Source organism: Flavobacterium beibuense F44-8, assembly GCF_000769915.1.
Lineage (GTDB): Bacteria > Bacteroidota > Bacteroidia > Flavobacteriales > Flavobacteriaceae > Flavobacterium > Flavobacterium beibuense.
Genome location: NZ_JRLV01000020.1, coordinates 72,830 through 98,448, shown reverse-complemented (window position 1 = coordinate 98,448; position 25,619 = coordinate 72,830). Strand labels below are relative to the sequence as shown.

The window sequence follows — 25,619 nt, the reverse complement described above, 5'->3', positions numbered from 1 at the left end:
CTGAAGAGATAATATCTTTAACAAACTATAAAACAGAAAAGGCAGCCGATAGGCTGCCTTTTCTGTTTTATAGCTTAATCATTTCTTAATACAGCCTAAACCCTCATTAATACTATAGCATGGTAAGTTTGTACTACTAAACATTCTTTGGGATGAATACTAAGTATAAACGTTTTTTACCACTACTTATACTGGCTGTTTTTGTATTGCCTTTTAACCTTCAGTACACTTCGGGTGATTATTATGCGAGTGAATTTCGTGATATTATAATCACATCTGTAGATAACTTTAATACACAATTAAATACTTTAGAGTATACTGCTTCCCTATATAGAAGGGGAGGAGCATCCGTTAAGGAAATGAGGGAACAGCTAACGGCAACCCGTAACAGTTTTAAGGAATGTGAATATATACTTGAGTTTTATTATCCTGAGCATGTAAAAGCATATATAAATGGGGCTCCGCTTTTACACCCGGACCCACTTCCAATAGATGATAAGGTTGACGAAAACTATTACGGTATGAGTCCGGCAGCCTATAAAAACAGTATGCCTTTAGATAATCTGGAAGCAGGGCATTACAAAACTGTTCCTACAATACTAGAACCTGCAGGATTACAGGTATTAGACGAGTTGCTTTTTCTTGATGATAAACCCGATAGTGATAAAGTTTATAAGCTGGCTAAAGGGGTAAGGGATTCTTATCAGGTTTTAGTTACTGCTATTAAAAGACGTGCATTTTATTATGATTTTGAAGTGCTGGAAGCCTGTCGACTTGAAGTTGTGAGGATTATGGCCAGAGGAATAACCGGGTTTGACACACCGGGGTCATTAAACGCTATGGAAGAGGCAGCCTGTTCATTACAGGGAATAGAGCAAGCATTGCAGCCTTTGCTTTTAAAAACTAATGAAGGATTGAGAAATGAAATTGAACAGCTTTTTGAAGAGTCGATTTCCATTTTGAAAAAGAGCAGATCGTTTGAAAATTTTGACCGACTTACCTTTATAAAAAATTATATTAATCCGCTATACGGTAAGCTTCATGAAATGCAAACAGCATTAGGTATTAAAACGGATGCCGAAATGAAAAGCTATACACCATCGTGGAATGCTTATAGTGATAACATCTTCTCTGAAGATTTTCTTAATCCGTATTATTATAGTCTGCTTAAAAAAGAGGATGATAGTGAAGAATTACGTAAACTGGGAAAACAACTGTTTTATGATACCCGGTTGAGTAAGAACGATAAAATGAGTTGTGCTACCTGCCATAAGCCTGAACTTGCTTTTACCGATGGTTATAAAACATCTATGGCTAGTTTAGAAGGTAAAAATGTGTTACGTAATTCACCTACTTTAGTCAATTCGGTTTATGCCGACAGGTACTTTTATGATTTAAGAGCATACGATTTGGAAGAGCAGGCAGAACACGTAGTGGAAAATCATATGGAGTTCAATACCAGTTTTGAAGAAATAGTTAGTAAACTGAATTCCTACCCTGAATATAAAGAGCAGTTTAATACTGTGTTTAAAAACTCAGGAACTGTTAACAGGTATCAGTTTTCATCGGCATTAGCCTCTTTTGTATTATCGTTACGTTCGTTTAAGAGTGATTTTGATTTGTACATGCAGGGTGAAAAAGATAACTTACCTAAAGATGTAAAAGCAGGTTTTAATCTTTTTATGGGTAAGGCTGGGTGTGCTACCTGTCATTATCCGCCAACATTCAGCGGATTGGTTCCTCCACTGTTTACAGAAAACGAAAGTGAGATACTGGGCGTATTAAAGCATCCGGATACACTAATGATTGATACCGATAGCGGACGTATAAGCAATGGTGTTATTGATGATAATCAGGAAATATACAGGAATTCATTTAAAACAGTAACCGTAAGGAATGTGAAACTCACGGCACCTTATTTCCATAATGGGGCTTATGAGACACTGGATCAGGTTATAGCGTTTTATAATGAGGGTGGTGCTTCCGGTAAGGGGCTTGACTACGAACTGCCTTACCAAACACTTCCGCCGGATAAGTTAGAACTAAGTAAAAAAGAGATAAAACAGTTGATTGCCTTTTTGGAATCATTAACCGATAATCCAACTTCATTTAAAAAATAAATAGATTATTCTTCGCGCATTAATATAGTGTATTAGTGTTTTAAGCGAAAGTTAAGATTTGAGCCAATTATGTAATAATTATTACATAATTGGTTCTGTTGTTTATTTAGAGGCTTAAATATTAAAAAAGTGTCATTTTTATACTTTTTATTATCATTTTCAATGTTAAGAATCACTTTAGGTGTTTTTAGGTGAAAATGAGCATGTTGCAGTCTTAAAAATCTTCATGTTGGCTTAAAGTAAATTTAAGGATTTCCAACAGCCCTTAAGAAATAGTGAAGCTAATTTAGCGGCAGAATCTATTAATTAATTTAAACCAACAACAGCAGAAATGAAAAAAAGTTTACTTTTTTTGAGTTTTATGGTGTCTTTACTAATGAGTTTTGGCCTGCAGGCACAAACCATTCCGGGAGATTCCATAGTATACGGGCCCATGATGAGCCCTGTATACAATAACTCAGTAAGGGTTTGGGTTTTAACCAAAAACAATACCGGTTCGGGAGATGAGCTTTCCATCTCATTTACCCAAAACGGTACAGAAAACACTCCTCTTACAGGTACGGTTTACAATTCAGACGACAGGTTAGGTTACAGCCTTAGGTCTTTTGAGTACACCGGTCTTACAGAGGGAGCAAGTTACACGGCTCAGGTACTGGAAAACGGTGCGGCATCGGGTCGTGAAACATCAATCACTAACGGACAGAACACCCTTAGTGATTTTGAATTCCTTTCAGGCGGATGCGGTCGTATATACGACCTTAGCCGTTGTATAGATCAGCCGGAGGCTGAATTCCATTTTAATGGTACTCCTACTATGTTCAATGTAATGGCAGAAGAGGAGAGTGACCTTATGGTATGGCTGGGTGATGCCGTTTATCTATTAGGGTTACAGCACGCTATGGGACAGTGTCCTGACGGTGTGGACGACTGGGCTAACAAGGATATGGCTTTTGACCGTTACAGGTTCTTCAGGAACTTCCATGACAGTTTAACTGTAGCAATGCCACAGCTGGCTATTACAGACAACCATGATCTAGGTCCAAATGAATTTAATAAAACGCTTCCTACCATTGGTGAGATGCGTGAAATATTCATGGACTGGTGGCCTAACCCGGAATACAACAGTACACCGGAAGGACAGGGATTATTCTCGTCTTATGTATATAAGGATGTAGAATACTTTTTATTAGATAACCGTAGCTACCGCGACGGTATATCGCAGCATTTAGGTCCGGATCAGCTGCAATGGCTTAAAAACGGATTATTAAACTCTACAGCTACGTTTAAGGTACTTATAAACGGTACACCTTCATTTGAGCGTAACTGTGGTGGTAGGAATTTCTGTAATACAACACAGTCTCAGGAGTTAATTAACTACATTAAAGACAACAACATTAACGGTGTACTTTCTTTAAGTGCCGATATCCATGAGCAAAAGTTCATGATAAGGGACGGTGATGTAAACTATCCGTTATACGATGTACTTTCGGGTAACATTAATTCAGATGTAGGTAGTGGTAACTACAACATCAACTATAACAGTAATTATATCCTTACAGGTGTAAAACAAACTTACCTTAGGATAAATGTTTATGGTGATGCAGACGACAGAAGGATGAAAGTAGAGTATGTGGATTCGGTAGGACAGCCTTACTTTGAGACAATCATACACGAAGACATGCTTACCAGCCAGAATGCCGATGCGCTTAAACTGGAAATGGGTATTGAGAACTCAATCCTTGACGGGTCTGACTACAACCATACCATCGATGCAGAGAACTATGCTTTTGCAGCCGATAGGGATGAAGTTGCTAACGGAGCGTTACAATTTGGTGCAACAACAAGCGTGAGCATACCTTATGCTACGGCTTTTGATATGCACGACCGTCCGTTCAGTTTAGCGTTTTGGGTTAAACCGGAGCAGTTTACTTCAACGGGTTCGGTAATATTCTCTAACGGGGCTGAAGGACAGGGTATGTCTTTAGGTATTAGCCCTAATGGTAAACTAACCTATACAGATCATGCTACAGGAGCTACACTTTCAACAGAATACAATCTGCTTGTAAACCAATGGTCTTATATTGTATGGAAATACGATAACGTAAAAAGAAAACTATCAGTATACTATAACGGATTCCTAATTCAGGAGTGGAGTAATATTGTTACTCCAATAGCTTCAGAAGCTGATATTACAATAGGTAATAACTTCCAGGATAAGAAATATATAGGTTTATTAGATAAACTTAACCTTTACGGAAGAATCATTTCTGATGAGGCTATTATGGAAGAGGCTGATTTTGAGTCAACACGTGGTGATGTACTTAAAATGGCCGGAGGTCAGGATATGGTTATTCCTTCGGAAGTAGTAAACGATGTTTTAAGTAATGATTTTACCATTGAGTTTTGGGGTAAACTTACTTCAGATCCGGGTAATAACTTTAAAATAGTAGCCAGTAACGGTAGGGTAAACAATCTTACCACAGGTATATCATTTGAATTTCCTGATAACAACAAACTAAACGTAGTTGTAGGTACAAACGGTTCGGGGTGGAATACCATTTCAGGACAGGGAGATGTATGGAATATAGGAGAGTGGAACCATGTAGCCCTATCGGTTACTAAAAACGGTACCATGACTTACTATGTAAACGGACAGGAAATAGGTTCGGCTTCGTTTGGTGAATATGTGCCTAACCCGTTTGGTTTAGGATTTGGACGTAGCCCGGCTTATTCTGATTCTTTACAGGCGGAACTGGATGAGTTCCGTATTTGGGAAAGAGCACTTACTGCCGAGGAGATCAATCAGCAAATGCATTATCACCTAACAGGTGACGAAGAAGATCTTGCCCTTTATTTTGATTTTAGTGCTGCCGATGAGGATGAGGACAGTTTTATAAGTCTTGGTTCTGTAGAGCAGGAAATATTTCTTAACGGAGGTGTGTTTGCTACAGCAACTTCACCGGTAAGTGTACTTCCGGCAGAATATCAGGAAGTAGTTACAGGTAAATGGAGCCGTAACAACAATGTAAATAACTCAGGTCTTACTTTCCCTAACAACATAACTGCTTATAACAGTAATATAGTTGTTGGTAAACAAAATATAGAGACTACTGCAGTTGTACCGGGTAATGAGGAAATGACTTACCTGCAGGGAGGATGGAGAATAGATCCTTTAAGTACTCCTTTTGCAACAGTAAAAATAAACCTTGAGGAAAGTATAACAGACTATGAAACCATAACTCAAACAGCCGGACAGTTCTATCTGCTTAAACAGGAAGAAGGATCGGAAGAGTTTACAAATGTTTCCGAAGGTAGCTTTGACGGTCAGAATGTAACGTTCTATAACGCTAACCTTACAGAAGGTACTTATTATGTGGCATGGTCGGTAGCCGAATTTGTACCGGGCAGAGGTGGTGCTTTATCACTTACAGGTGGTCATGATGTTACTATTCCTTATGAGGATATGAACCCTATTATGGAAGGAGCATTTACACTTGAGTTCTGGTTAAACTTAACACAGGATCCGGGTAATAATGCACCAGTAGTTTCCAGTCATGGTAAAATAAACGGTAACTCAACAGGTTTCACTATGGAGCTACCGGATAATAACAGTATTTCGGCAGTATTTGGTACAAATACAAGTGCATGGAATAACATTAACTCAGGAACACCATTAATTGTAGGTGAGTGGAATCACATTGCGGTTACAGCTTCACCAGATGGTATGATTAAGCTTTACGTTAACGGTGAGCTTAAAGCAGAAAATGCTTTTGCAGGTTTTGTGCCTAATCAAAACTGGGATTTTGCTTTTGGTAAGAGTATCAATTATGGGGGTCAGTCATACTCTATGATGGATGAGTTCCGTGTATGGGATCATGTTAAGACTGAAGCAGAAATTGTGGAGCAAATGCACATGATTCTTGAAGAAGGTCAGGACGGACTATTATACAACTTCAACTTTGATCAGGAGGATAACGGTACACTTGAAAACGCAGGTGGTACACAAACTACTGTGGTAAGTTATACCAATGCTTCGATTATCAACTCTACAAGTCCGGTATCTGTAGTGAACGAAGAGTTCCCAGACCAGGTTACAGGTAACTGGAGTATAACAAACGAAACATTAAACGGTTTGTATGTAAACGGTGGTATTACTAACTACACACAAAACCTGGTTGTTTCCCGCAACAATACTAACGAAGTATTACCTCTTGGAGAGGATGACGATAACAAATACATCTCTGGCGGATGGCATTTAAACGCCCTTAATATGAGTGTTGCTAATTTAGAAGTAGACCTTGCAACAGTAATAGAAGACTTTGCAGCAGTAAACGCTACAGTAGCACAGTATTCATTAATTAAAGGAGATCCTAACAGTACTTACCAAACTGTGGCAACAGCTACAGAAGAAAATGGTGTGGTTGTTTTTGAAGACGTAGATCTTGCAATAGGTAACTACTATCTTGCTTTTGAAATAGACCCGGCTGCTGCTATTATAGCACAGGGAGGTGTACTTAGCCTTGGAGCAGGACACGATGTACAATTACCAAAAGAAGGTGTTAACGCAGCACTTTCGGGAGAATTTACAATTGAGCTTTGGGCACGTTTAAGAGAACCGTCTGCATCAAACAGAAAACTGGTAGGATTTACCAGCTTTAACGGTGGTAACTACGGATGGGAAATGGAGTTTTTAGGAAACCAAACACTTCAAACCATTACCGGACAAGGTGCAGGTGGCGGATGGAACTCATTAAACTCAGACCATGTTTGGGGAGTAAACGAGTGGAACCACGTTGCGGTAACATTTGTACCTAACGGTGAGTTTAAGTTTTATGTTAACGGTGAGCTTGTAGACAGCATGCAGGTAGGTGAATTCCAGCCAAACGCAAACAATCTTGCTTTTGGTAGAAACATTGCTAACGATGCGCCAACAAGCAGTGATATCGATGAGTTCCGTATTTGGAGTACAGCTAAAACTATAGAAGAGATACGTGAAGACATGTACCTTACTATAAATGATGTTACTGATAACCTTGTTTACAACTATACCTTTAATCAGGACGATAGCGGTTATTTAGTTAACAGTGGTTCTCAAGCCGTAGAGGTAGCTTATACTAATGCTTCAATCCAGCCGGCTACAAATCCTGTAAGGGATATGGAAGCTCCTTTCCGTAATGCGGTTAAAGGTAACTGGAGTGTTATGAACGATAATGGTAACGGTATGTACCTTACTAACGAAGTTGAAAGCGTTAACAATAACGTGGTTATAGGTAAGGAACTTGGTACAGATGTACTTCATGCCTTAAACGATACAGAAAATGATACGCTGTATATAAACAGCCGATGGATGCCAAATACTTTATTTATAGATAACGCTTCACTTAGTGTGGATGTTTCTAAAGTGTTTGAAAATCCTAACGATGTAAATACACTTGCAACAACTTACTTCCTGTTAGCGGGTGATCCTGCTACAGAGATTAACGTTGTGGCTACAGGTACTAAACTGGGTAGTATAGTAACCTTTACAGAGATTCCTCTTGATGGTACTCCGGTATACCTTGCATGGTTAGAGAGTTCTACAGAATATCCTGTGGGTAACTTCCCAATTGCTGCTCAAAGTTTATGGAAGTACAACGATAACGGTGTGGACCTTGGTACTGAATGGACAACGGTTGAATATGATGATACCGACTGGATGTTTGGTAACGGTGTATTAGGTTATGGTGATGGTGTTGAAGCTACAACCCTTAGTTATGGTGAAGACGCTAACAACAAATACCCAACCTACTACTTTAGACATACGTTTAATGTGGAAGATGCTTCACAAATAGGTTCATTACTATTCCATACGTTAAAAGATGATGGTGTTGTAGTATACGTAAACGGTGTTGAGGCTTTCAGGACAAACATGCCTGAAGGTGTTGTTACTTACAATACTTATGCTTCTTCAACAGTAGGTGGCGAGGATGAAACTACTTATGAGTTTGTTGAAACAGCTAACTTACTTCAAAACGGTACTAACGTAATTGCGGTAGAGCTACACCAGGCTTCTGCAAACAGTTCAGACCTTGGTTTTGATATGGAGGTTAACTTTAATCTTCCTCCGCTTGAGCCGGCTTCATATCCGCTTCCAAAAGGAGAAACATGGGCTTACCTTGATAACGGTACCAGCCTTGATGATACAGAGTGGTCTGCACTTACTTATGATAATAACTCATGGGATAGAGGTGAGGCTCCGCTTGGATATGGAGACCCAATGAAAACAACAATTTCTTATGGTCCTGATTCTTCCAACAAATACATTACATACTACTTTACAAGGGATATAGAAATTAACCTTGCAGACGTGGCAGATAACGTAGAGTTTGGATTAAGAAGAGACGATGGTGCTGTTGTTTATGTAAACGGTGTAGAAATATTTAGAGATAATATGGCCGAAGGTGACTTTGACTATTTAACTACATCAGCTTCTACAGTTGATGGTGCAAATGAGAAGAGATACTTCTCTCACATACTTCCTAAAACAGTATTCCAGGAAGGTGTAAACAGAATTTCTGTTGAAATGCATAACCGTGACGGACAAAGTTCTGATATCAGTTTTGATATGTATATTAAAGATGCTCCTCAGGAAATGGAAGTTTGTGATGAAGAACACATTGCATGTTTCACTTCTATTAACCCTACAGGGCAAACATCTAACCTTATAATTTCTGAAGACCACAGGTTCCAGTTATTATTCAAACAGGGAGAAGCTTATATGGATGGTTCGGGTAACGTACCGGGTAACAACGACTTTTCTGCCTATGTGGCAACAGAAGGAAGTAGTGAACTGGGGAACTTATCTGTGAACCACGAGAACACTCCGGGTGGTGTATCTATGCTCGATATTCACTTAAATACAGACGATCAGCTTTGGGAAGTAGACTACTCTCAGCCGGTAGACTTCTATAACAATGATCTTGTAACTACTACAAGAAACTGTTCAGGAGGTATTACACCTTGGGGAACTGTTATTACTGCCGAGGAAAACACAGCTTCAGGCGATGCGAACGGTGATGGTTATGATGACGAAGGTTGGTTAGTGGAAATAGACCCAACTACTGCACAGGTTATGGAATATGGTAACGGTAAGCAGGAAAAACTTTGGGCTATGGGTAGAATGAATCACGAAAACGTGGTGATTAAAGCCGATGGATCAGCAGCTTACTATGGTGAAGATGGTGGTACACACTGTGTTTACAAATTTGTACCGGATGTACCTGGTAACCTATACTCAGGTACTGTATATGTACTTCATTTAGATGTTGAGATGTCTGATAACGAGCCAAGTTCTGCTAAAGCAAGATGGATTCAGGTTCCAAACACTACTCAGGCAGACAGAAACAACCTTAGTACGGTAGCAGCCTCTGTAGGAGGTACTAACTTTAACGGCGTGGAAGACTGTGAAATCAGTCCGCTTGATGGTAAAATTTACTTCACTGCAAAAGGAAGAAACCGTATTTACAGATTTACGGACCCTGCAAGTGTAAATGATACTATTACCGACTTTGAAACGTTTGCCGGAGGTATGTCTTACGACATTGAAACTGCAAACGGTACAGTAAACGAAGCATGGGGCGACGGTAACGATAACCTTGTGTTTGACGATAAAGGTAACCTTTGGGTATGCCAGGATGGTGGATTAAATTACATTTGGGTAATTCGTCCTGACCATTCTCAAAATGAGCCTAAAATTGAGTTATTCGCGTCTATGCCTGCAGGTTCTGAGCCAACAGGATTAACATTTACGCCAGACTTTAAATATGGTTTCTTCTCTGTACAGCATCCTAATGGTGGTAATGCTCCGCAACAGGATGCTACATTTAACGATGTAACCTTTAACGCTTCGGCTACCGTAGTGTTCTCACTTAACCAATACTTAGGTACTCAGGCTCCTGTGGTTGATTTCGTTGCAGATCAGGTAGAGGTTGAAGAAGGTGAAACAGTAACGTTTACTGACCTTAGTACCAATAACCCTACAGAGTGGTCCTGGACGTTTGAAGGTGGTGAGCCTGCTACATCTACAGAGCAAAACCCAATAGTTACTTATGCCGAAGCCGGGACTTATGATGTAACTCTTATAGCAACTAACGTTGCCGGTAACCAGTCGCTTACCAAAGAAGAGTATATTATAGTTGAAGAGGCTCTTGGTGTTGATACTCCAAATCAGTTAAAAGATAAAGTAAGCCTTTACCCTAACCCTACAAACGGTAAGGTAACGGTTGAAATTAACGATGAAGGTGGTAAAGATGTAGTTGTTGACGTGTATGACCTTGTAGGAAGAAAAATCACTACAATTAATGCACAAACTACAGGTGGTACCCAAACCATTAACTTAAACCTAACTCAGCTTCAGGGCGAGCAGGTGTTTATCATCAATGTAAAAGTGGGTGATAAAACAGGTACTTACAAAATGCTTAAAGTAAACAGATAGTACACATATAATTTTATGAAAAGGAGGCCGGTAGTAATACCGGCCTTTTTTATTTTATTGATTTAAGTAATTGTCGAATGGATATAATATGAGAGTATAAAACTACAGGAACAATTACAGCTGGTAACCATACATAAGGAAAATAGGTTACCCCTACATTTGGGTGATTAAAAGCCAGTTTCTGGAATGGAGTAGGGGCGCTTAAAACGGCTATGGTTACAATGTTTATAAGTAGGATTAGGCAAATGATATTCCACCCTAAAAGGTACTTATAATCAAGCGTTTTTTTAATAAAAATAAAGTAATAGATAATGGGTGCGGTAATACCCGAAATGATGTCGAAGTTATATCCTTCAAATGTCATGAGGTGAGGTATTACTCCGTTTTTATATAGACAGAATAATACTAACTCTACTGGGATACGGATAATATGGAGTATTGTAAACCATTTAAGTAAGGTGCTGATTCTGTCTTTTGAGAGTGATTTTCCAATACCTGTTATAACAGCAAATAATACTCCGGGAGCAATTAAAAATATAAAGTGTGGTGGATATTCCTTTGTATTGCTGTAAAAGCCTTTAAAAGCCAATATTGTAGTTACAATCATCCATAGAGATATGATGATGAGTGTTTTTATGCTTTTTGTGGCTTTGTATAAAAAGAATACAGTAAGTACTGTGGTTATAATAAACCCTATTGCAGCCGGAGTTGAAATTTGTATCATAATAAAGTGTTTACAATACAAATTTCTGTTTAAGCCTTTGTTTGGTTCTTGACAAAAGGCAAGAAATAAGTTTTACAGTTTACCTCTTAGTCTGCTAAGGGTACTATCGGTAATGCCTAAATAAGACGCAATGTGTTTTAATGGGGCATATTGTAATATTTTATTATCGTTTGTTACAAGTGCTTTGTAGCGTTCTTCGGCAGTTTTATTTATCATACCATAGTTACGTTCTTTAGACTTTATAAATTCTTTTACTAGTATAGCTCTTCCAAAGTCACGAAACTCGGGTTTGTTATGAAAAAGAGTATTGAGTTCACTGTATGATAACCTGTACCCCCTGCAATTAGTTACAGCCTGAATATTAGCCTGAGAAGCTACTCTGTTAAAAAAAGAAGTAACCTCAAAAACCACATTATTTTCTTTATGGAAATCGGTAGTTATTTCGTTACCATCGGTATCAAATAAAAAAGTTCTCATAAGTCCTTTTTCAAGATATAAGTAAATATCACTTATCTCATTTTGATGAAGGAGGTAATCTCCTTTGCTATAGGTAATAGGTTCAAATATCGCTGAAATAGTAGTTGCTTCTTTTTGAGATATAGGGATAGTTTGTTTTATAAACTTTATTAATGCTTCCCGTTCCATTTTAGTTAGTTTAGATTTGAAGTATAAATATAGCAATCAAAACCTAAACAGTATTTTTAGATATGAGGATAAAAAAACTCCGGCGTGAGCCGGAGTCTTTTTTCACTGAAAACAATATAATGCTAATAACCTAAATTTTGTTCTAGTTCATCTGTAACATCCATTGCCTGCTGAGGTATAGGGAATACCCTTCTGAATGGTTGTGTGGCAGCTTTTGCTGTATAAGGAAGATCGAATTTACCGAAACGTACCATTTGTGGTCTTCTTTTCATTTCCCAGTAAAGTTCAAATCCTATTTCTTTGTATAAAATATCGGCATCAATAGAAGAGATAGCTGTACCCGGAACATTTCCGAAAAGTGCTTCTCTTGTTCTTGATGTTCTAAGCATATTAATATCTGCAAGAGCAGAACCATTATTTCCTTTACGTAAGTAAGCTTCGGCTCTCATGGTATAAATACCTCCTAAACGGTATAAAGGAATATCAACATTGCTCGATCCGTTACCTTGTTCAGGGTCATACTCAAATTTAAAGATACGTACACCGCGGTTAATCTGGTCCTGAGCAAATACTGCCTGAGAAGGGTTATCAAAATCAAGCTCAGGAGTAAACACCATAGGAGTATTAGAACTTTTCTCCATGAATAACTGAGATACTTTAATTCTTCCGTCTTCTGTCATTTCAAAACCACCCGCCTGAGTAAGTTTAGGACCATACTGCTGACCGAAAAGTAATCCGCTGTTAAAGTGGAACCAAGGCAGGTCGCTGCTACCCGGTACAAGATCTGAAGCCGGCACGCTAACATCGGTACCATCATTCATAAACCATGTACCATCGCTGTATTGGTATTTTCTTGAGAACCTTGGGTCATCATGGTTACCATCCCAGCTTGCAAAAAACTCAGGAGTTGTACATGCACCGTTAGTACCCCTGTTAGCTGGAGAAGGTCTTTGGTTACGGGCAACACACATATAGCCAAGATCGTTATCGCCGTTACGGATGTTATCTATTTTTTGTACAACTGCAAAAATGTGTTCCTGACCTCCTGAATTATTAATAGAGAAGTTATCAAAGAAGTTAGGGTTAAGGCTAAATTTACCAGAATCGATAAGAAGTGAAGTATAGTAAATTACCCTGTCCATATCAGTACCGTTACCATCTACAGCAGTTTCGTTAAAGTTGAAAGATGAACTTGCATTATAACGATCTTTATAAACGGCTCGGTTAAGGTACATATCTGCAAGAAGCGCATAAGCAGCCTCTTTTGTAAACCTTCCTGTATGCGTTTGGTTTTGACCAAGCTCGGCTAAATCAGGGATAATAGCTTCTACATCTTCAATAAGTCCGTCAATAGCATCAGCTGCCTGTAGTATTTCAACAGGAGCATTAACATTAAGAGGATCACGATAAGGAGCCTGTCCGTAAAGGTCTAAAGTATAGTAGGTATAAAATGCCAGTAGTCCGTTTGCTTCTGCAAGGAACATTTCTTTATCGGTAATGTCACTTTCACTAACGGCTTTAATTGCGGTTAACGAACGGGTAATACCACTGGTAAGCCTGGTCCAGTTATCTGTAACAACAGCACTACTTGGAGTCCAGGTAAACTCGTGCATTGTACGCCATTTACCACCATCACCCCAGTCACTACCACGGGTAGGCAGCAGTGCTATATCAGTAGTATATTCCTGCATGGCAAACATACCGCCGTTATCTACAAAAGTTCCGTCACCTAATCTGTCATATGCAGCTGCAAGTGCACCATCTACACTATAAATATTTTCATCTAATACTTCATCAAGTATTACTTCGTCCAAGTCTGTACAGCTTGCTAAAGTCAGGGCAGCAAGTGCTACTGCTATACTCTTTACTGTAAATATTTTATTCTTTTTCATTTTTTATAATTTTAGAGTTGCACCTAGAATAATTGTTCTTGCACTAGGGTAGCTGGAATAATCAATACCCAGTGACTGGTTACCTCCGCTTGCTTTTGCACTGTTAATTAGCGGATCATAACCACTATAATTTGTTATTGTAAACAGGTTTTGACCTGTTACATACAGGTTAAGTCCCTGTAGCCAGTTGATGTCGTTAATTTTAAAGTTGTAACCTAAGCGGGCTGAGTTTAACCTTAAGAAATCTGATTTTTCAAGATAAAGGGTAGACAGTAAAGGTGCATTTGCAGGGTTAGCTCCGGAGTTGTAATAATCAGTAGCAGTATTCCTGTCTGATGCAAGGTTGTTAATGTTAAGTGCATTTAGCCCTGTGTTGTTTACAAGATATCCGCCTGTTTGTCCAATAATAGAGAAAGAGAAATCGAAGTTCTTGTAGCTCATCTGGCTGTTAATACCATAAGTAAACTTAGGCAGTGCACCTTCAATAATTACACGGTCATCTCCGGTAATGGCACCATCACCATTTTGATCTTTAAATATTTCTGCTCCGTTTTCGTCAAATCCTTCGTGTTCAATAAGGTAGAATGAACCGGCAGCATATCCGCTTTTGTATATGTTTGCCAATACTCCCGACTGACCAGGACCTGATATAGTACCCGATAGGATTTCTGAAACAGGAAGGTTTTTCACTTCATTGTCAAGTGTAGCTCCGTTAAAATCAACCGACCATTTAAAATCACCGTTGTCAACTATTTTAGAACCTAACATAAACTCAAAACCTTTGTTTACAATTTCTCCGTCAATATTTACCCAAATATCCGGTGTTGGACTCAGTAGTGGAGAAGGTATGTTTAGAATAGCATCGGTAGTAGTTTTGTTAAAGTAATCAAGAGTACCATATAACTTACCATTCCATAGGCTAAAGTCGATACCTAAGTCAAACTGAGTTACAACTTCCCATTTCAGGTCAGGGTTTGGAGTTCTGAAGAATGTTAAACCGTTAACAAGCCCCAGGTCATCATAAAGGTAGTAACCGTCTCCGCCACTAAGAGAGTAACTCGCTTTAGTGATTTTATTTTGTACTTCCTGGTTACCGGTTTGTCCCCAGCTTGCTCTAAGTTTAAGGTTATCTATAGCTTTATTCTCTTTAAGGAAACTTTCCTGAGAAATTACCCAACCTCCTGCAAACGATGGGAAGTAACCATATTTATTATTTTCACCAAATCGGGTTGAACCATCGGCTCTCATCGAAGCGGTAACAAGGTATTTTTTATTGAAAGCGTAGTTTACCCTACCGAAGAACGACTGTAGTTCGTTTTCCTGTGCAAAACCGTTTACACCTGTCTGGCGGCCTGAAAACCCAGGGTTATCTGCAGGGTTTATACCTACTCCCTGTTCGTCTATTCCTTCTATACTAAAGCTTGTTCCTGATCTTTGGAATTTCTGGTAAGAGAAACCTCCAAGAATTTCTACTTTATGTTTATCGTTAAACCAGTTATAGGTTAGGTAGTCTTCAATAAGCGCACTTTTTGACTCAAGGTTACCCTGAACGTATTTACCAATTTGATTAAGGTCGGTTACGTTTGGATATATTGTAGTATTTCTTTCAGACATTGAACGGTCTACACCAACGTTAAGTTTATAGTCTAAACCTTTAGCAAGTCTTAAAGAAGCTTCAAAGTTACCCAATACTCTTACTGTACGTGTTTCATCATCATAAATGCTTAAAAGGTAAGCAGGGTTATAATGCGCATTCATATTAAAGTTTTGGTATTCACCATTTTCGTCAAATACCGGTTGTGTAGGGTTTGCCATAAGAGTGTGAATAATAAGCTGTCCGTTAGAACCACCATCATCACTGGTAGGCACACCGTTATCTACAGTCTCACTGGCAGTAAGGTTTGCACTAACGCGTAAACGCTTGTCAAAAAACGATTCGGAAGCATTAATCCTTCCTGAAGTACGCTTAAACTTACTGTTGTTTACTATACCCTCTTGGTCCATTTGTCCAAGAGATACATAGTAGTTACCGGTATCGGTTTGTTTTGAGAACGACATTACATTGTTTTTAGTAACAGCGCTTCTGTATATTACATCCTGCCAGTCGGTATTTCCACCATGATCAAAGGCAGGGTCTGTAAGAGCATTTCTGTATTCGCTGGCAGAAAGTACATCAAGTTTTTTTGAAACTTTAGAGAAACCTAAGTAAGAGTCTACCGTGAAACCTGCCTCACCTTTTTTACCTTTTTTAGTAGTAATTATAACCACACCATTAGAACCTCTTGCTCCATAAATTGCAGCAGCAGAAGCATCTTTAAGTACACTTATAGATTCAATATCACTTGTGTTAAGGAAGTTAAGCGGGTTTTTAGCTCTTGAGCCACCAAAACCAACGTCCTGTCCGGCAGGACTGGCATCATCATTAGTAAGAGGCACACCATCTACAACAAAAAGGGGAGTACTTCCACTTCTTATCGAGCCCACACCACGAATGGTTACATCCATTGGAGCACCCGGCTCACCGCTTGACTGAACAACTCTTACACCGGCAACTTTACCCTGTAATAACTGATCGGCAGAAACGTTAACACCTTTTCTGAAGTTTCCTTCCTCAAGCTGTGTTACCGATCCGGTAAGGTCGGCCTTAGTTTGCTTACCGTAACCTACTACCACTACCTCGTCAAGTTCTGACGCGTTTGATTCCATTTGTACCGAAATGTTACTTCCGGTAACAACAATACTTTGAGTTTTGTACCCTATGAAAGATATTTCAAGGGTTTTTCCCTGAGCTACCATTATTGTAAAGGCACCGTCCATATCAGTAGATACTATATTGGTAGTACCTGCTTCCATAACAGTAGCACCGGGTAACGGCATTCCGTTTTCATCCAGTACTTTACCTTTTACAGCTTGCTGAACTTCCGATAGTTTTTTATCGGCAGCCTGTTTTTTAATAAGTACCAGTTTGTTGTTTATACTGTATGTAAAATGAGCTTTTTTAGAAAGGTCATTTAGTACTTTTTCTACCGCTGTAGCAGAGTATGATACTGTATAAAGAGTTTTGTCTTCTATGATGCTTTCACCATAGCTAAACTTGTAGTTAGATTGCTCACTTAGAGTTGAAAAAATAGTCACCAGGGTTGCTTTTTCTGTTTTAAAGCTTACCTTTGGCGGGTTATTTAACACGCCTGCCTGACCGACTATAAAGGTCAGAAGCATTGTCACTAAAAAAAATGTGTTTTTTAGCTTAAAAGAAGTAAATTTAGAATACATGTTTTAAGTTATTGGTTTTACGATGGCTTAATTTTATATAAGACCGTAGTTGTTCGCACCAACTGCGGTTTTTTTTATTAGAGCGGTGTTTTACTTAGTAGTTTTTATTATATCGTCATAGGCTTTAAATTTTTGATTTGTTATGTAGTTTATCTGTTCTAAAATGCTGTCTAGTGATGCTTTATTTTTAATGTAAACCGTTAGTCGTGTATTTAGTATTTCATCTTCTTTAAGGTCTACTGTTACACCATACTTATAGCGAAGCAATGTGAATACCTCTTCCAGTTTTACATCATTAAGCTCTATATCTTCCTTATACCAGTCGGCTAAAATGGTTTGTGATACAACTTGCTTGGTTAGTTTATTGTTGTTATAAACAGCCTCCTCGTTTGGAAGCAGGTCAACACTCTCTCCGGCCGATGATACATTTACCTTACCGGTAACCACGGTAACATTACAGTTCTCTTTGCATAATTTTATATGGAAAGAAGTACCCAGTACTTTGGTTTTAATATCTCCTGATTTTATAACAAAAGGATGCGATGGATCTTTAGCTACTTTAAAAAAAGCATTTCCCTGTAGTAGAGTCACATTACGCTCATCTCCTGTAAAACTTTCAGGGTACGATAGCTGTGAGTTAGCCGCCAGGAATATGGTAGAACCATCCCCCAGCTTAAGGGAGTCCATAGTATTTGTAGTTTGTATTGCCAGCATTTTAGCCTGTGGATCGTTTTTCAGAAAGAAAAAGGCTCCGGCAGCGGCTACCACACAGGCGGCGGCTGAATATTTAAGGTAAGCAGGCCATAGCTTTCTTACTTTAGTTTCACTGTTAATACTGTCGTTTATTTTACCGTATATGGTATTGTTAACATCATCCTTGTTGCCCATAGTAGTTTCGTCCCAGTCGTTATTATGGGAATACTCGTGCTGAACAAAGTTTTCTAACAATTGCTCTTCTTTTTGAGAAGCGGTCTTATCTGTACTTTTTTCGATAAGGTTTTCCAGATAATGTTTTACTTTTTTAATCATCATAGTCTAATTCGTCTATAAGTACCCCAGGGAGGAAATAGTACTATCGTGAATTATTACGATATTGTTAAAGAAAAGTTAAGAGCAGGTGTAGCAGTAAAGCCGTGACAAAATCCATGTTTTTCATCTCGGCTCTAAGTTGTTTAAGGGCAGATGTTATTTGGTTTTTTACAGTTTGTTTGGATAGTTGTAGCTGGGCGGCAATCTGGTCTATATCCATTTCCTGAATTTTATACATTATCAGGATCTCTTTTCTTTTCTCGGGTAGTTTATCCAGTAATGAATAAAGCTTATCTAATAATTCCTCGTCTATTGAAGTAATATTTTCTATAAGGTAATTTTCAAATTTCTCTTCGGGTATGCTTTTGTCAAAGCGGTTATTACGGTAGTGTTTAAATATTTGGTTTTTTGCTGCCCTGAAAAGATAATTCTCTACAGAATTGATTTCGAGCTCACTTCGCCTTTCCCAAAAATCGATAAAAATATCCTGTACGATATTTTGGGCAAGGTCGCGGTCCTGGGTTATCTTAAAAGAAAAAACATAGAGTTTCTCCCAGTATGCAGTGTATATTTTTTCAAACTCGGCAGTACTTTTCATTTGTTTTACAGAGGGGCTGTATAAAAATGCTAAATAAGAAAATGTAAACGCACTATACTTTACTTGAAAGTTATATTTAAATTAATTTCTTGAAGAGCTAATTTGCTGATACTGATGTATAAAACGTTTTCGTAAAATTTTGATTTGTTTTTGTTTAAATAACAAAGGCTTAATATGGCTTTTATACTTTGCGCCACATTACTTCACCATAATTATTCTCAACCATGAAATCGTTACTTAAACCAATTCTTTTTGGTATGCTTGCTGCTCCGCTTTTTAATGCTGTAGCGCAGGATAACAATACACCTATTAATAAAATACAGGTAATAGGGTCACACAACAGTTATAAAATTGCTATCGAATCAAACTTACTGGATGCTCTTGCAAAACTGGATACTACAAACTCTGTATATGGATTGCAGTATGAACATATCGCTATAGAGAAGCAGCTGGGTATGGGATTAAGGAATCTTGAAATAGATATACATGCCGATAGCGAAGGAGGAAAATATGCCCATCCTAAAGGCCTTGACTTAATACCTCCGGTAGCTCCCTATGATCCCGATGGGGCTATGATGAAACCGGGTTTTAAGGTTTTTCATATTCCGGATATTGATTTCAGGTCACAATGCATGACTTTTGAAGACTGTCTTACCAAATTAAGAAAATGGAGTGAGGCACACCCTGACCATGTACCTGTATTTATAACACTTGAACCTAAAGACGGAGACATTACCCGTTTTGGTACACAGCCTGAAAAATTTACAGCTAAACTTTTTAATGAGATGGATAGTGTATTATTTAATGTGCTGGGAAGGGATAAAATAATTACTCCCGATATGGTTAAAGGTAATTATGCTACACTGGAAGAGGCAGTATTACACAATAACTGGCCTAAACTAAAAGATGCCAGAGGTAAGTTTCTTTTTATATTAGATAACAATAGTGAGAAAAGAGATTTATACATGGAAGGGTATCCGTCATTAAAAGGACGTGCTGTTTTTGTAAATGCCGAACCGGGTACTCCTGAAGCTGCGTGGTTATTTAGAAATGAACCGGATACCGACACTGATATCAAAGACCTTGTTAAAAAAGGTTATATAATACGTACCAGGGCTGATGCCGGTACTACCGAAGCCCGAAATAATGATTACAGCCGTTTTGAAAAAGCCTGTAATAGTGGTGCACAAATTATTACGACCGACTATTATTTGCCTAGTAAGCTATTCAAATCAACTTACCATATATCCTTTAAAAACAACACATTTGTGCGTTCAAATCCTGTGACAGGCAATACCAAATAACATTTCTATCGTTTTATTCAGGGCAGGGCACTCCATTTTGGAGTGCCTTGTTTTTTTATAAAAATCATTATTAAAGACAAAAAATATTTTTTTTGTAAATGAAGTCCGCTATGATTGTGCTTTTTGTAAAAATGCTCTGATTATTAATAATTTAAGAATTTTAAAAACAATATTAGGTAATACAATTCTTATATTTGAAAATGTTAAAAAAAACATAAAATTTAAAAGAATTAATCAAACTACCACACATGAGACATTTTAAAAACATCGGTTACAAACGCCCCCTGTTACTAGTGCTATGTTTTTTTCTTTGTCTGCCTCTATGGGCAAACAATAATTATGACAGTTATAATAAGGCCACCTGCGATTCCATTATTCATAAAGGTATAAAGAGTTCTGAAAAAGGTAATTATATTAAGGCTTTAGAATATTTTACCGTAGCCCGAGAAATGGCCGTAAAAGAGAAATGGGATCAGGAAATATACAGTGTTCTCTTTAATATGGGGTTCGCATATTATTCCATGTTTGATGATGGCGAGGCCTTAAAATATTTTTTAGATGCCTACAATATTGCTATAACTCAAAAATGGACGGTTAACGAACTGGAGTGCCTTAATAATATAGCAAACCTCTATACTCGTGAAAAGATGTATGATAAGGCTATTGAATATTATACCAAATCTTCTGAAAAGGCAGTAGAGGAAAATATTGAATCGCATATAGGGCTTCCGTTAATGAATTTAGGATATATATATAACCGATTGGATCAACCCGAAAAGGCGAGGCCTTACTTACAGCAAAGTATAAAACTACTTGAAAACGACTTTTTATTATCAGCTAAAGTACTTTTACTTGAAAATGATTTGCTCCTTGGCGATGTTCTCAAGGCAAGAAAAGGCGCGTGGGATATGTACAACGAAGAGCCTAATGTATCCGAAAACGGACTCGAGATGTTTTTATGGATTATTATTTCAAAAACATATTTTAAAGAAAATCAATATGCTCAGGCTGTGTCTTATGCACAAAGGGCACTTAACAGCGGTAGTGACCCTGAGTATAAAAAGATGATATTTAAACTAATGGCTGATATATATGAGAAAAGCGGATCGTACCATAATGCACTTCGCTATAAGGATTCCATATTTGAGGCTGAAAGAAAGTTAAATGAGCGTAAAAACGGAAGAATGTTTGAAAACAATCGCGTTAAGTTTGAAATTCAAAACTATAAAAACCAGCTTTATGCAAAAGAAGAAAAGTTATCTGCCGAAAGGAAAACTTTTTATGCCATTATTGTAATAATATGTGCTGTGGTTGTGATACTTGTGCTGATTTTTAGACAAAAAAAGATTATTGCCGAAAGGAACCGCAACATTACTGAACTTAACCTTGAAAAAGAAAAAAACCATAACCTGGAACTGGAACGTGAGGTTACTAAGGCATTATTAGAGCAGGAGAGACTTAATGATGAAATTGAAGCTAAAAACAGAAAATTATCGGCGAAGGCATTATATCTTTCCGACAGAAATGAGATTATTGAAGAAATTGTGGCTTATCTCTCTAAAAGACCAAAACTAGCTAAGGACCAAACCTTAGCCAATCATGTAAGTTCACTAAAAGCATATTTAAGAGCCGATAAAGAATGGGATAACTTTATTAAGCATTTTGAAGAGGTTAATCAGGGCTTTTTATCCAGACTTAAAGAACAGCATCCTGATTTAACGGTGAATGATATACGATTCATTGCTTATATATACATGAATTTAAGCGTTAAAGAAATTGCAACCATTTTAAACATAACTATAGTAGCTGCAAAGAAGAGAAAAGAACGCTTGGCAGCAAAAATGGAAATTTCAAAAGAAGTTGATATATATGCGTATATTTCAGGGGTTTAAAATTTAAATGTCACTTAAATTATTGTTATTTGTCCCTTTTTTTGTAATATAATAATTGTTATCTGTAAAATAATACTACTGATTTTTGATTAATGTTGTGACAGTAAACGCCGGTGTAGCGGTATGCCTGTTTCAATAATATCCCTGAATTTTAAACAGCCTGGTTCAATAGCTATGGCAAATTAAAAATTAAGCTATATGAAAAAACTACTGCTTTTTACGAGTTTTCTACTTTTTTTATCACAAACTGCCTTTTCCCAATTTCAAAACGGACTATGGATAGGTAAGGAGGCAAACACATGGTGTTTACCTTATATTGGAATAACTTTTACCAGTGGGGAGCCTGTTGTTACCATGGACGGTATACAACTTTTTGGGGCTACTGAAGGTTTAACGGCTATTTCAGATGTTGATGGGGAACTTCTTTTTTACGCTGGGGGTAAAACAGTATGGAATAAAAATAACGTTGTTATGTTAAATGGTAGCGGACTCCTTTCTGGTGCCATCAGTTCTACACAAAGCGGTGTAGTGGTGAAAAAACCGGGGTCTGATAATATTTACTACCTGTTCAATATAGATGAAGGGGCTTCTTTCTCTCCGGGATTACTATATTCTGAAATTGATATGACACTTGATAATGGTTTGGGTGCGATTACAGAAAATAAAAATATTGTACTGGATGAAGATGCTAAGGTAGAAAAGATTACAGCAGTTTACCATGCCGATGGCGAGCAGGTATGGGTTATAACCCATAGGGCTATTAGCGATACTTATGTGGCCTATCTTGTTTCAGCCAATGGTGTTAGTACGACTCCGGTTATAAGCAATATAGGAACGTTTTACGAGGGGTTTCCATATCCTGATGCTGTGTTCTATGGTCCAGAAGGAATAGGGCACCTAAAAGCGTCGCCCGATGGTAGTAAGCTGGCCGCTGCATTATTTAATGGACCCAATAAAGGTGTAGATGTTTTTGATTTTAATAATGAAACAGGTGAAATAACCAATCATATGCATGTTGGTGATTTTACCCTAATGCCATATGGAGTAGAGTTTTCTCCTAACAGTAAATACCTGTATGTGTGTAATTCTCTAGGTTTTGCAGTAGCTAATGAGGTTTATCAATTTGACGTTACCAGTACAACTAATGATGATTTAATAGCTTCAAAAGAAGTCATTTCAACAGTTTCACTTGATAGTGTAATAGGGAACAGTGCTATGCAGCTGGGACCAGATGGAAAAATCTATATAATTAATTCTTTTCAAAATTCACTAAATGTAATTAATTGCCCTAACAATCAGGGAAGTGCATGTATGTTTCAGTACGATCAGGTGCCTCTTAGTTTTGCCGGGGGGTTAGGGTTGCCTTCGTTTATACAGAGTTATTTTGAATCGGGTATTATTGCTAATCAAACCTGTCCGGATGATGCGGTAACTTTTACACTATTACGTATACCCGAAGTTGATAGTGTAACGTGGGACTTTGGTGATTCTGATAGTGGTAATGATAATACATCTACAGATATAGATGGAGTGCATTTGTTCAGTGCGCCGGGAACCTATACAGTTACAGCTGTGGTTACAAGTAATGGAGCTATACAAACCGCAACAGTGAAAATACTTATTGAGGCTCCCGAAGATGGTTTTACAGCACCGGCTGATATTACTGTTTGTAGTGACACTACCGCGGCAGAGTTTGATTTAACACAACAGGGGGAGCAAGCTTTAAACGGACTTAATCCTGATGAGTACACAATTACCTATTATACATCGCAGGAAGATGCCCAGTTACAGGAAAATGAAATAACAACCCCTAATGCTTATACAACAATAGGGCAAACAATTTATATGGGAGTGCTTAACAATGAGAACAGTTGCTATGCCATACTATCTTTTGAATTAATTGTTAGTTCTTTTCCTCAGGTAAGCGAATTGCCCGAAATCACTTTGTGTGATGACAGTATTGAAGACGGTTATACCATTTTTGACCTTACTGAAAACGAGAATATGTTAACAGAAGGGCAGGAGAATATTGTAGTAGCATACTTTATTTCTCAAGAGGACGCTGAAGAAGAGAGCAACGCAATAGTAAACCCTACCGAATATGAAAATATAAGTAACCCACAAACAATTTATGTAAGGGTTAGTAACTCATCATGTAGTGCTGTAACTACTTATAATATTCTTGTTTATGAAAACCCTCCGGTGGAGCGGGAGTTTGATGTAACTGGTTGTTCTCCTTTTAATCTTCCGGAGGTAATATTACCTGAAGGTATTACTATACAAGGGTATTATGAAGCTGAAACAGATGCAGAGCTAATACAAAATGCTATTACTACCCCAAATGCTTATGTTGTTGAAGCTGATGAGCAAACTATATATGTGAGAGGGGAGGCTGCTAATGGCTGTGCAATTATCTTTTATCTAAACATTTTTAATGGTGATTGCTTTATACCACGAGGCATATCACCAAACGGAGATGATAAGAATGATGAGTTTGATCTTTCGGGTTTTGATGTTGACAGCCTTAGCATTTTTAATCGATATGGGCAGGAAGTATACTACATGAATAACTATACTAATGAATGGTACGGACAAAACAAAAACGGGAGTGAACTACCTACCGGTACTTACTATTATGCCATAAAAATGAATGGTGGGGATACCAAAACAGGATGGGTATACATTAACCGTCAGGAAAACTAAAATAAGTTATGATCTAGCAAAGTATATAAAGTAAAACAAACAGATTAATTAATCATTTAATACCAAAACTGCCTATGATGTAGAAACAAAAGTTTTAATTAATTAGTAATTATGTTAGCGTAAACCCTGTATTTATCCAATACGGGGTTTTCTTTGTTAAGAGGTTTAAAAAAACAAAAGCGGCTGTATAGCCGCTTTTAGAATTATATATTTTATTGCTTTTAAAGCATATTTAGCCTTTTCATAAGTTCGGGCCTGTTGGCTCGGCTTACGGGTACTACATCTTTACCAATTAGTACACTGTTATCCTCTATATCTATAATTTTTTTGGTGTTAATGATATAGGTGCGGTGTACTTTAAGGAATAGTGATGAAGGAAGTTTTTCTTCAATCTTTTTTAAGGTAGAGTGTACCGTATAGTTTTTGGTTTCAGTTTTTATCTGGATATAATCACCTTTTGCCTCAACAATATTAATGGTAGGGATATCTATTTTAATAAGCCTTCTGTCTATATTTACATAAAACTCATTTGCGGTATCTGTAGGTTGTTTCTCATCTGTAGATGCTGAAACGGAAACTGTAGCAGGAGTCTCATCTTTTTTAGCTTTAGCTTTTTTAACCGCTTTAAGAAAGCGTTCTTCTGTTATGGGCTTTACCAGATAATCAACAATACAATCATATTCAAATGCCTCAATAGCAAAGTTTTTATCTGAAGTTACAAGTATAACTGCAGGAGGGTTTTTAATGGTTTTAATAAAGTCAAACCCCGTGAAATCTGGCATATGGATGTCAAGAAAAATAAGGTCGGGTTTAGTCTCTTCCTCATTTAAAAATTTCATAGCCTGTATGGCACTGCTAAATTCACCGGTTACATTAAGCTCCGGATCCTTTGTTGCCATTTGCGAGATTATAGTTCTTGCTAATGTTTCGTCGTCAATGATAATGCTGTTCATATATGTCCCCCTG

At 37.7% G+C, this 25,619-nt stretch carries 12 protein-coding genes; 5 read left to right on the top strand and 7 right to left on the bottom strand.

Annotated elements, in window-relative coordinates; translation table 11 throughout:
• The first annotated feature begins 152 nt into the window (after positions 1-152).
• On the top strand, positions 153-2,120 hold the full coding sequence (locus tag Q763_RS14715) for a cytochrome-c peroxidase (RefSeq protein ID WP_035135679.1): 1,968 nt from the start codon (positions 153-155) through the stop codon (positions 2,118-2,120).
• Between the two features lie 331 nt (positions 2,121-2,451).
• Positions 2,452-10,593: a LamG-like jellyroll fold domain-containing protein gene (locus Q763_RS14710; protein WP_084596084.1), complete on the top strand. Its 8,142-nt coding sequence runs from the start codon at positions 2,452-2,454 to the stop codon at positions 10,591-10,593.
• A 49-nt stretch (positions 10,594-10,642) separates the two neighbouring features.
• Here the strand turns inward: Q763_RS14710 and Q763_RS14705 are convergent, their stop codons facing one another.
• From Q763_RS14705 to Q763_RS14680, 6 genes are all read right to left on the bottom strand, one after another.
• Positions 10,643-11,317, bottom strand: a complete 675-nt coding sequence (locus Q763_RS14705; protein WP_035135675.1) for a hypothetical protein — start codon at positions 11,315-11,317, stop codon at positions 10,643-10,645.
• A 72-nt stretch (positions 11,318-11,389) separates the two neighbouring features.
• Positions 11,390-11,962 (bottom strand): Crp/Fnr family transcriptional regulator, encoded by a 573-nt coding sequence (locus Q763_RS14700; RefSeq protein ID WP_035135673.1) that lies wholly within the window; start codon positions 11,960-11,962, stop codon positions 11,390-11,392.
• Between the two features lie 122 nt (positions 11,963-12,084).
• Positions 12,085-13,854, bottom strand: a complete 1,770-nt coding sequence (locus Q763_RS14695; protein WP_035135671.1) for a RagB/SusD family nutrient uptake outer membrane protein — start codon at positions 13,852-13,854, stop codon at positions 12,085-12,087.
• A gap of 3 nt (positions 13,855-13,857) precedes the next feature.
• Positions 13,858-17,073: a SusC/RagA family TonB-linked outer membrane protein gene (locus Q763_RS14690; protein ID WP_394331010.1), complete on the bottom strand. Its 3,216-nt coding sequence runs from the start codon at positions 17,071-17,073 to the stop codon at positions 13,858-13,860.
• A gap of 144 nt (positions 17,074-17,217) precedes the next feature.
• The gene (locus Q763_RS14685; protein ID WP_232297534.1) at positions 17,218-18,159 is read right to left on the bottom strand and encodes a FecR family protein; all 942 of its coding nucleotides are present in this window, start codon (positions 18,157-18,159) and stop codon (positions 17,218-17,220) included.
• Between the two features lie 64 nt (positions 18,160-18,223).
• Complete coding sequence (locus tag Q763_RS14680; protein WP_035135665.1) at positions 18,224-18,754, bottom strand: RNA polymerase sigma factor; 531 nt, start codon at positions 18,752-18,754, stop codon at positions 18,224-18,226.
• 224 nt (positions 18,755-18,978) lie between these two features.
• On the opposite strand from Q763_RS14680, the gene Q763_RS14675 reads away from it, so the two are divergent.
• The 3 genes from Q763_RS14675 to Q763_RS14665 all read left to right on the top strand — a co-directional run bounded on the left by Q763_RS14675 (position 18,979) and on the right by Q763_RS14665 (position 24,653).
• Positions 18,979-20,058 (top strand): phosphatidylinositol-specific phospholipase C1-like protein, encoded by a 1,080-nt coding sequence (locus Q763_RS14675; protein ID WP_035135657.1) that lies wholly within the window; start codon positions 18,979-18,981, stop codon positions 20,056-20,058.
• Between the two features lie 248 nt (positions 20,059-20,306).
• On the top strand, positions 20,307-21,950 hold the full coding sequence (locus tag Q763_RS14670) for a tetratricopeptide repeat protein (protein ID WP_035135656.1): 1,644 nt from the start codon (positions 20,307-20,309) through the stop codon (positions 21,948-21,950).
• Positions 21,951-22,148: 198 nt separating this feature from the next.
• The gene (locus Q763_RS14665) at positions 22,149-24,653 is read left to right on the top strand and encodes a T9SS type B sorting domain-containing protein (RefSeq protein WP_035135654.1); all 2,505 of its coding nucleotides are present in this window, start codon (positions 22,149-22,151) and stop codon (positions 24,651-24,653) included.
• Positions 24,654-24,874: 221 nt separating this feature from the next.
• Here the strand turns inward: Q763_RS14665 and Q763_RS14660 are convergent, their stop codons facing one another.
• Entirely contained in the window at positions 24,875-25,606 is a 732-nt protein-coding gene (locus tag Q763_RS14660) for a LytR/AlgR family response regulator transcription factor (RefSeq protein ID WP_035135652.1), read from the bottom strand.
• Between the last annotated feature and the right edge of the window lie 13 nt (positions 25,607-25,619).

Bases quoted from the DNA above. Each gene is read 5' to 3' on its own strand.
- Q763_RS14675 (WP_035135657.1), top strand. From the start codon at position 18,979: ATGAAATCGTTACTTAAACCAATTCTTTTTGGTATGCTTGCTGCTCCG.
- Q763_RS14665 (WP_035135654.1), top strand. From the start codon at position 22,149: ATGAAAAAACTACTGCTTTTTACGAGTTTTCTACTTTTTTTATCACAA.
- Q763_RS14715 (WP_035135679.1), top strand. From the start codon at position 153: ATGAATACTAAGTATAAACGTTTTTTACCACTACTTATACTGGCTGTT.
- Q763_RS14705 (WP_035135675.1), bottom strand. From the start codon at position 11,317: ATGATACAAATTTCAACTCCGGCTGCAATAGGGTTTATTATAACCACA.
- Q763_RS14660 (WP_035135652.1), bottom strand. From the start codon at position 25,606: ATGAACAGCATTATCATTGACGACGAAACATTAGCAAGAACTATAATC.
- Q763_RS14700 (WP_035135673.1), bottom strand. From the start codon at position 11,962: ATGGAACGGGAAGCATTAATAAAGTTTATAAAACAAACTATCCCTATA.
- Q763_RS14695 (WP_035135671.1), bottom strand. From the start codon at position 13,854: ATGAAAAAGAATAAAATATTTACAGTAAAGAGTATAGCAGTAGCACTT.
- Q763_RS14680 (WP_035135665.1), bottom strand. From the start codon at position 18,754: ATGAAAAGTACTGCCGAGTTTGAAAAAATATACACTGCATACTGGGAG.
- Q763_RS14690 (WP_394331010.1), bottom strand. From the start codon at position 17,073: ATGCTTCTGACCTTTATAGTCGGTCAGGCAGGCGTGTTAAATAACCCG.
- Q763_RS14710 (WP_084596084.1), top strand. From the start codon at position 2,452: ATGAAAAAAAGTTTACTTTTTTTGAGTTTTATGGTGTCTTTACTAATG.
- Q763_RS14670 (WP_035135656.1), top strand. From the start codon at position 20,307: ATGAGACATTTTAAAAACATCGGTTACAAACGCCCCCTGTTACTAGTG.
- Q763_RS14685 (WP_232297534.1), bottom strand. From the start codon at position 18,159: ATGATGATTAAAAAAGTAAAACATTATCTGGAAAACCTTATCGAAAAA.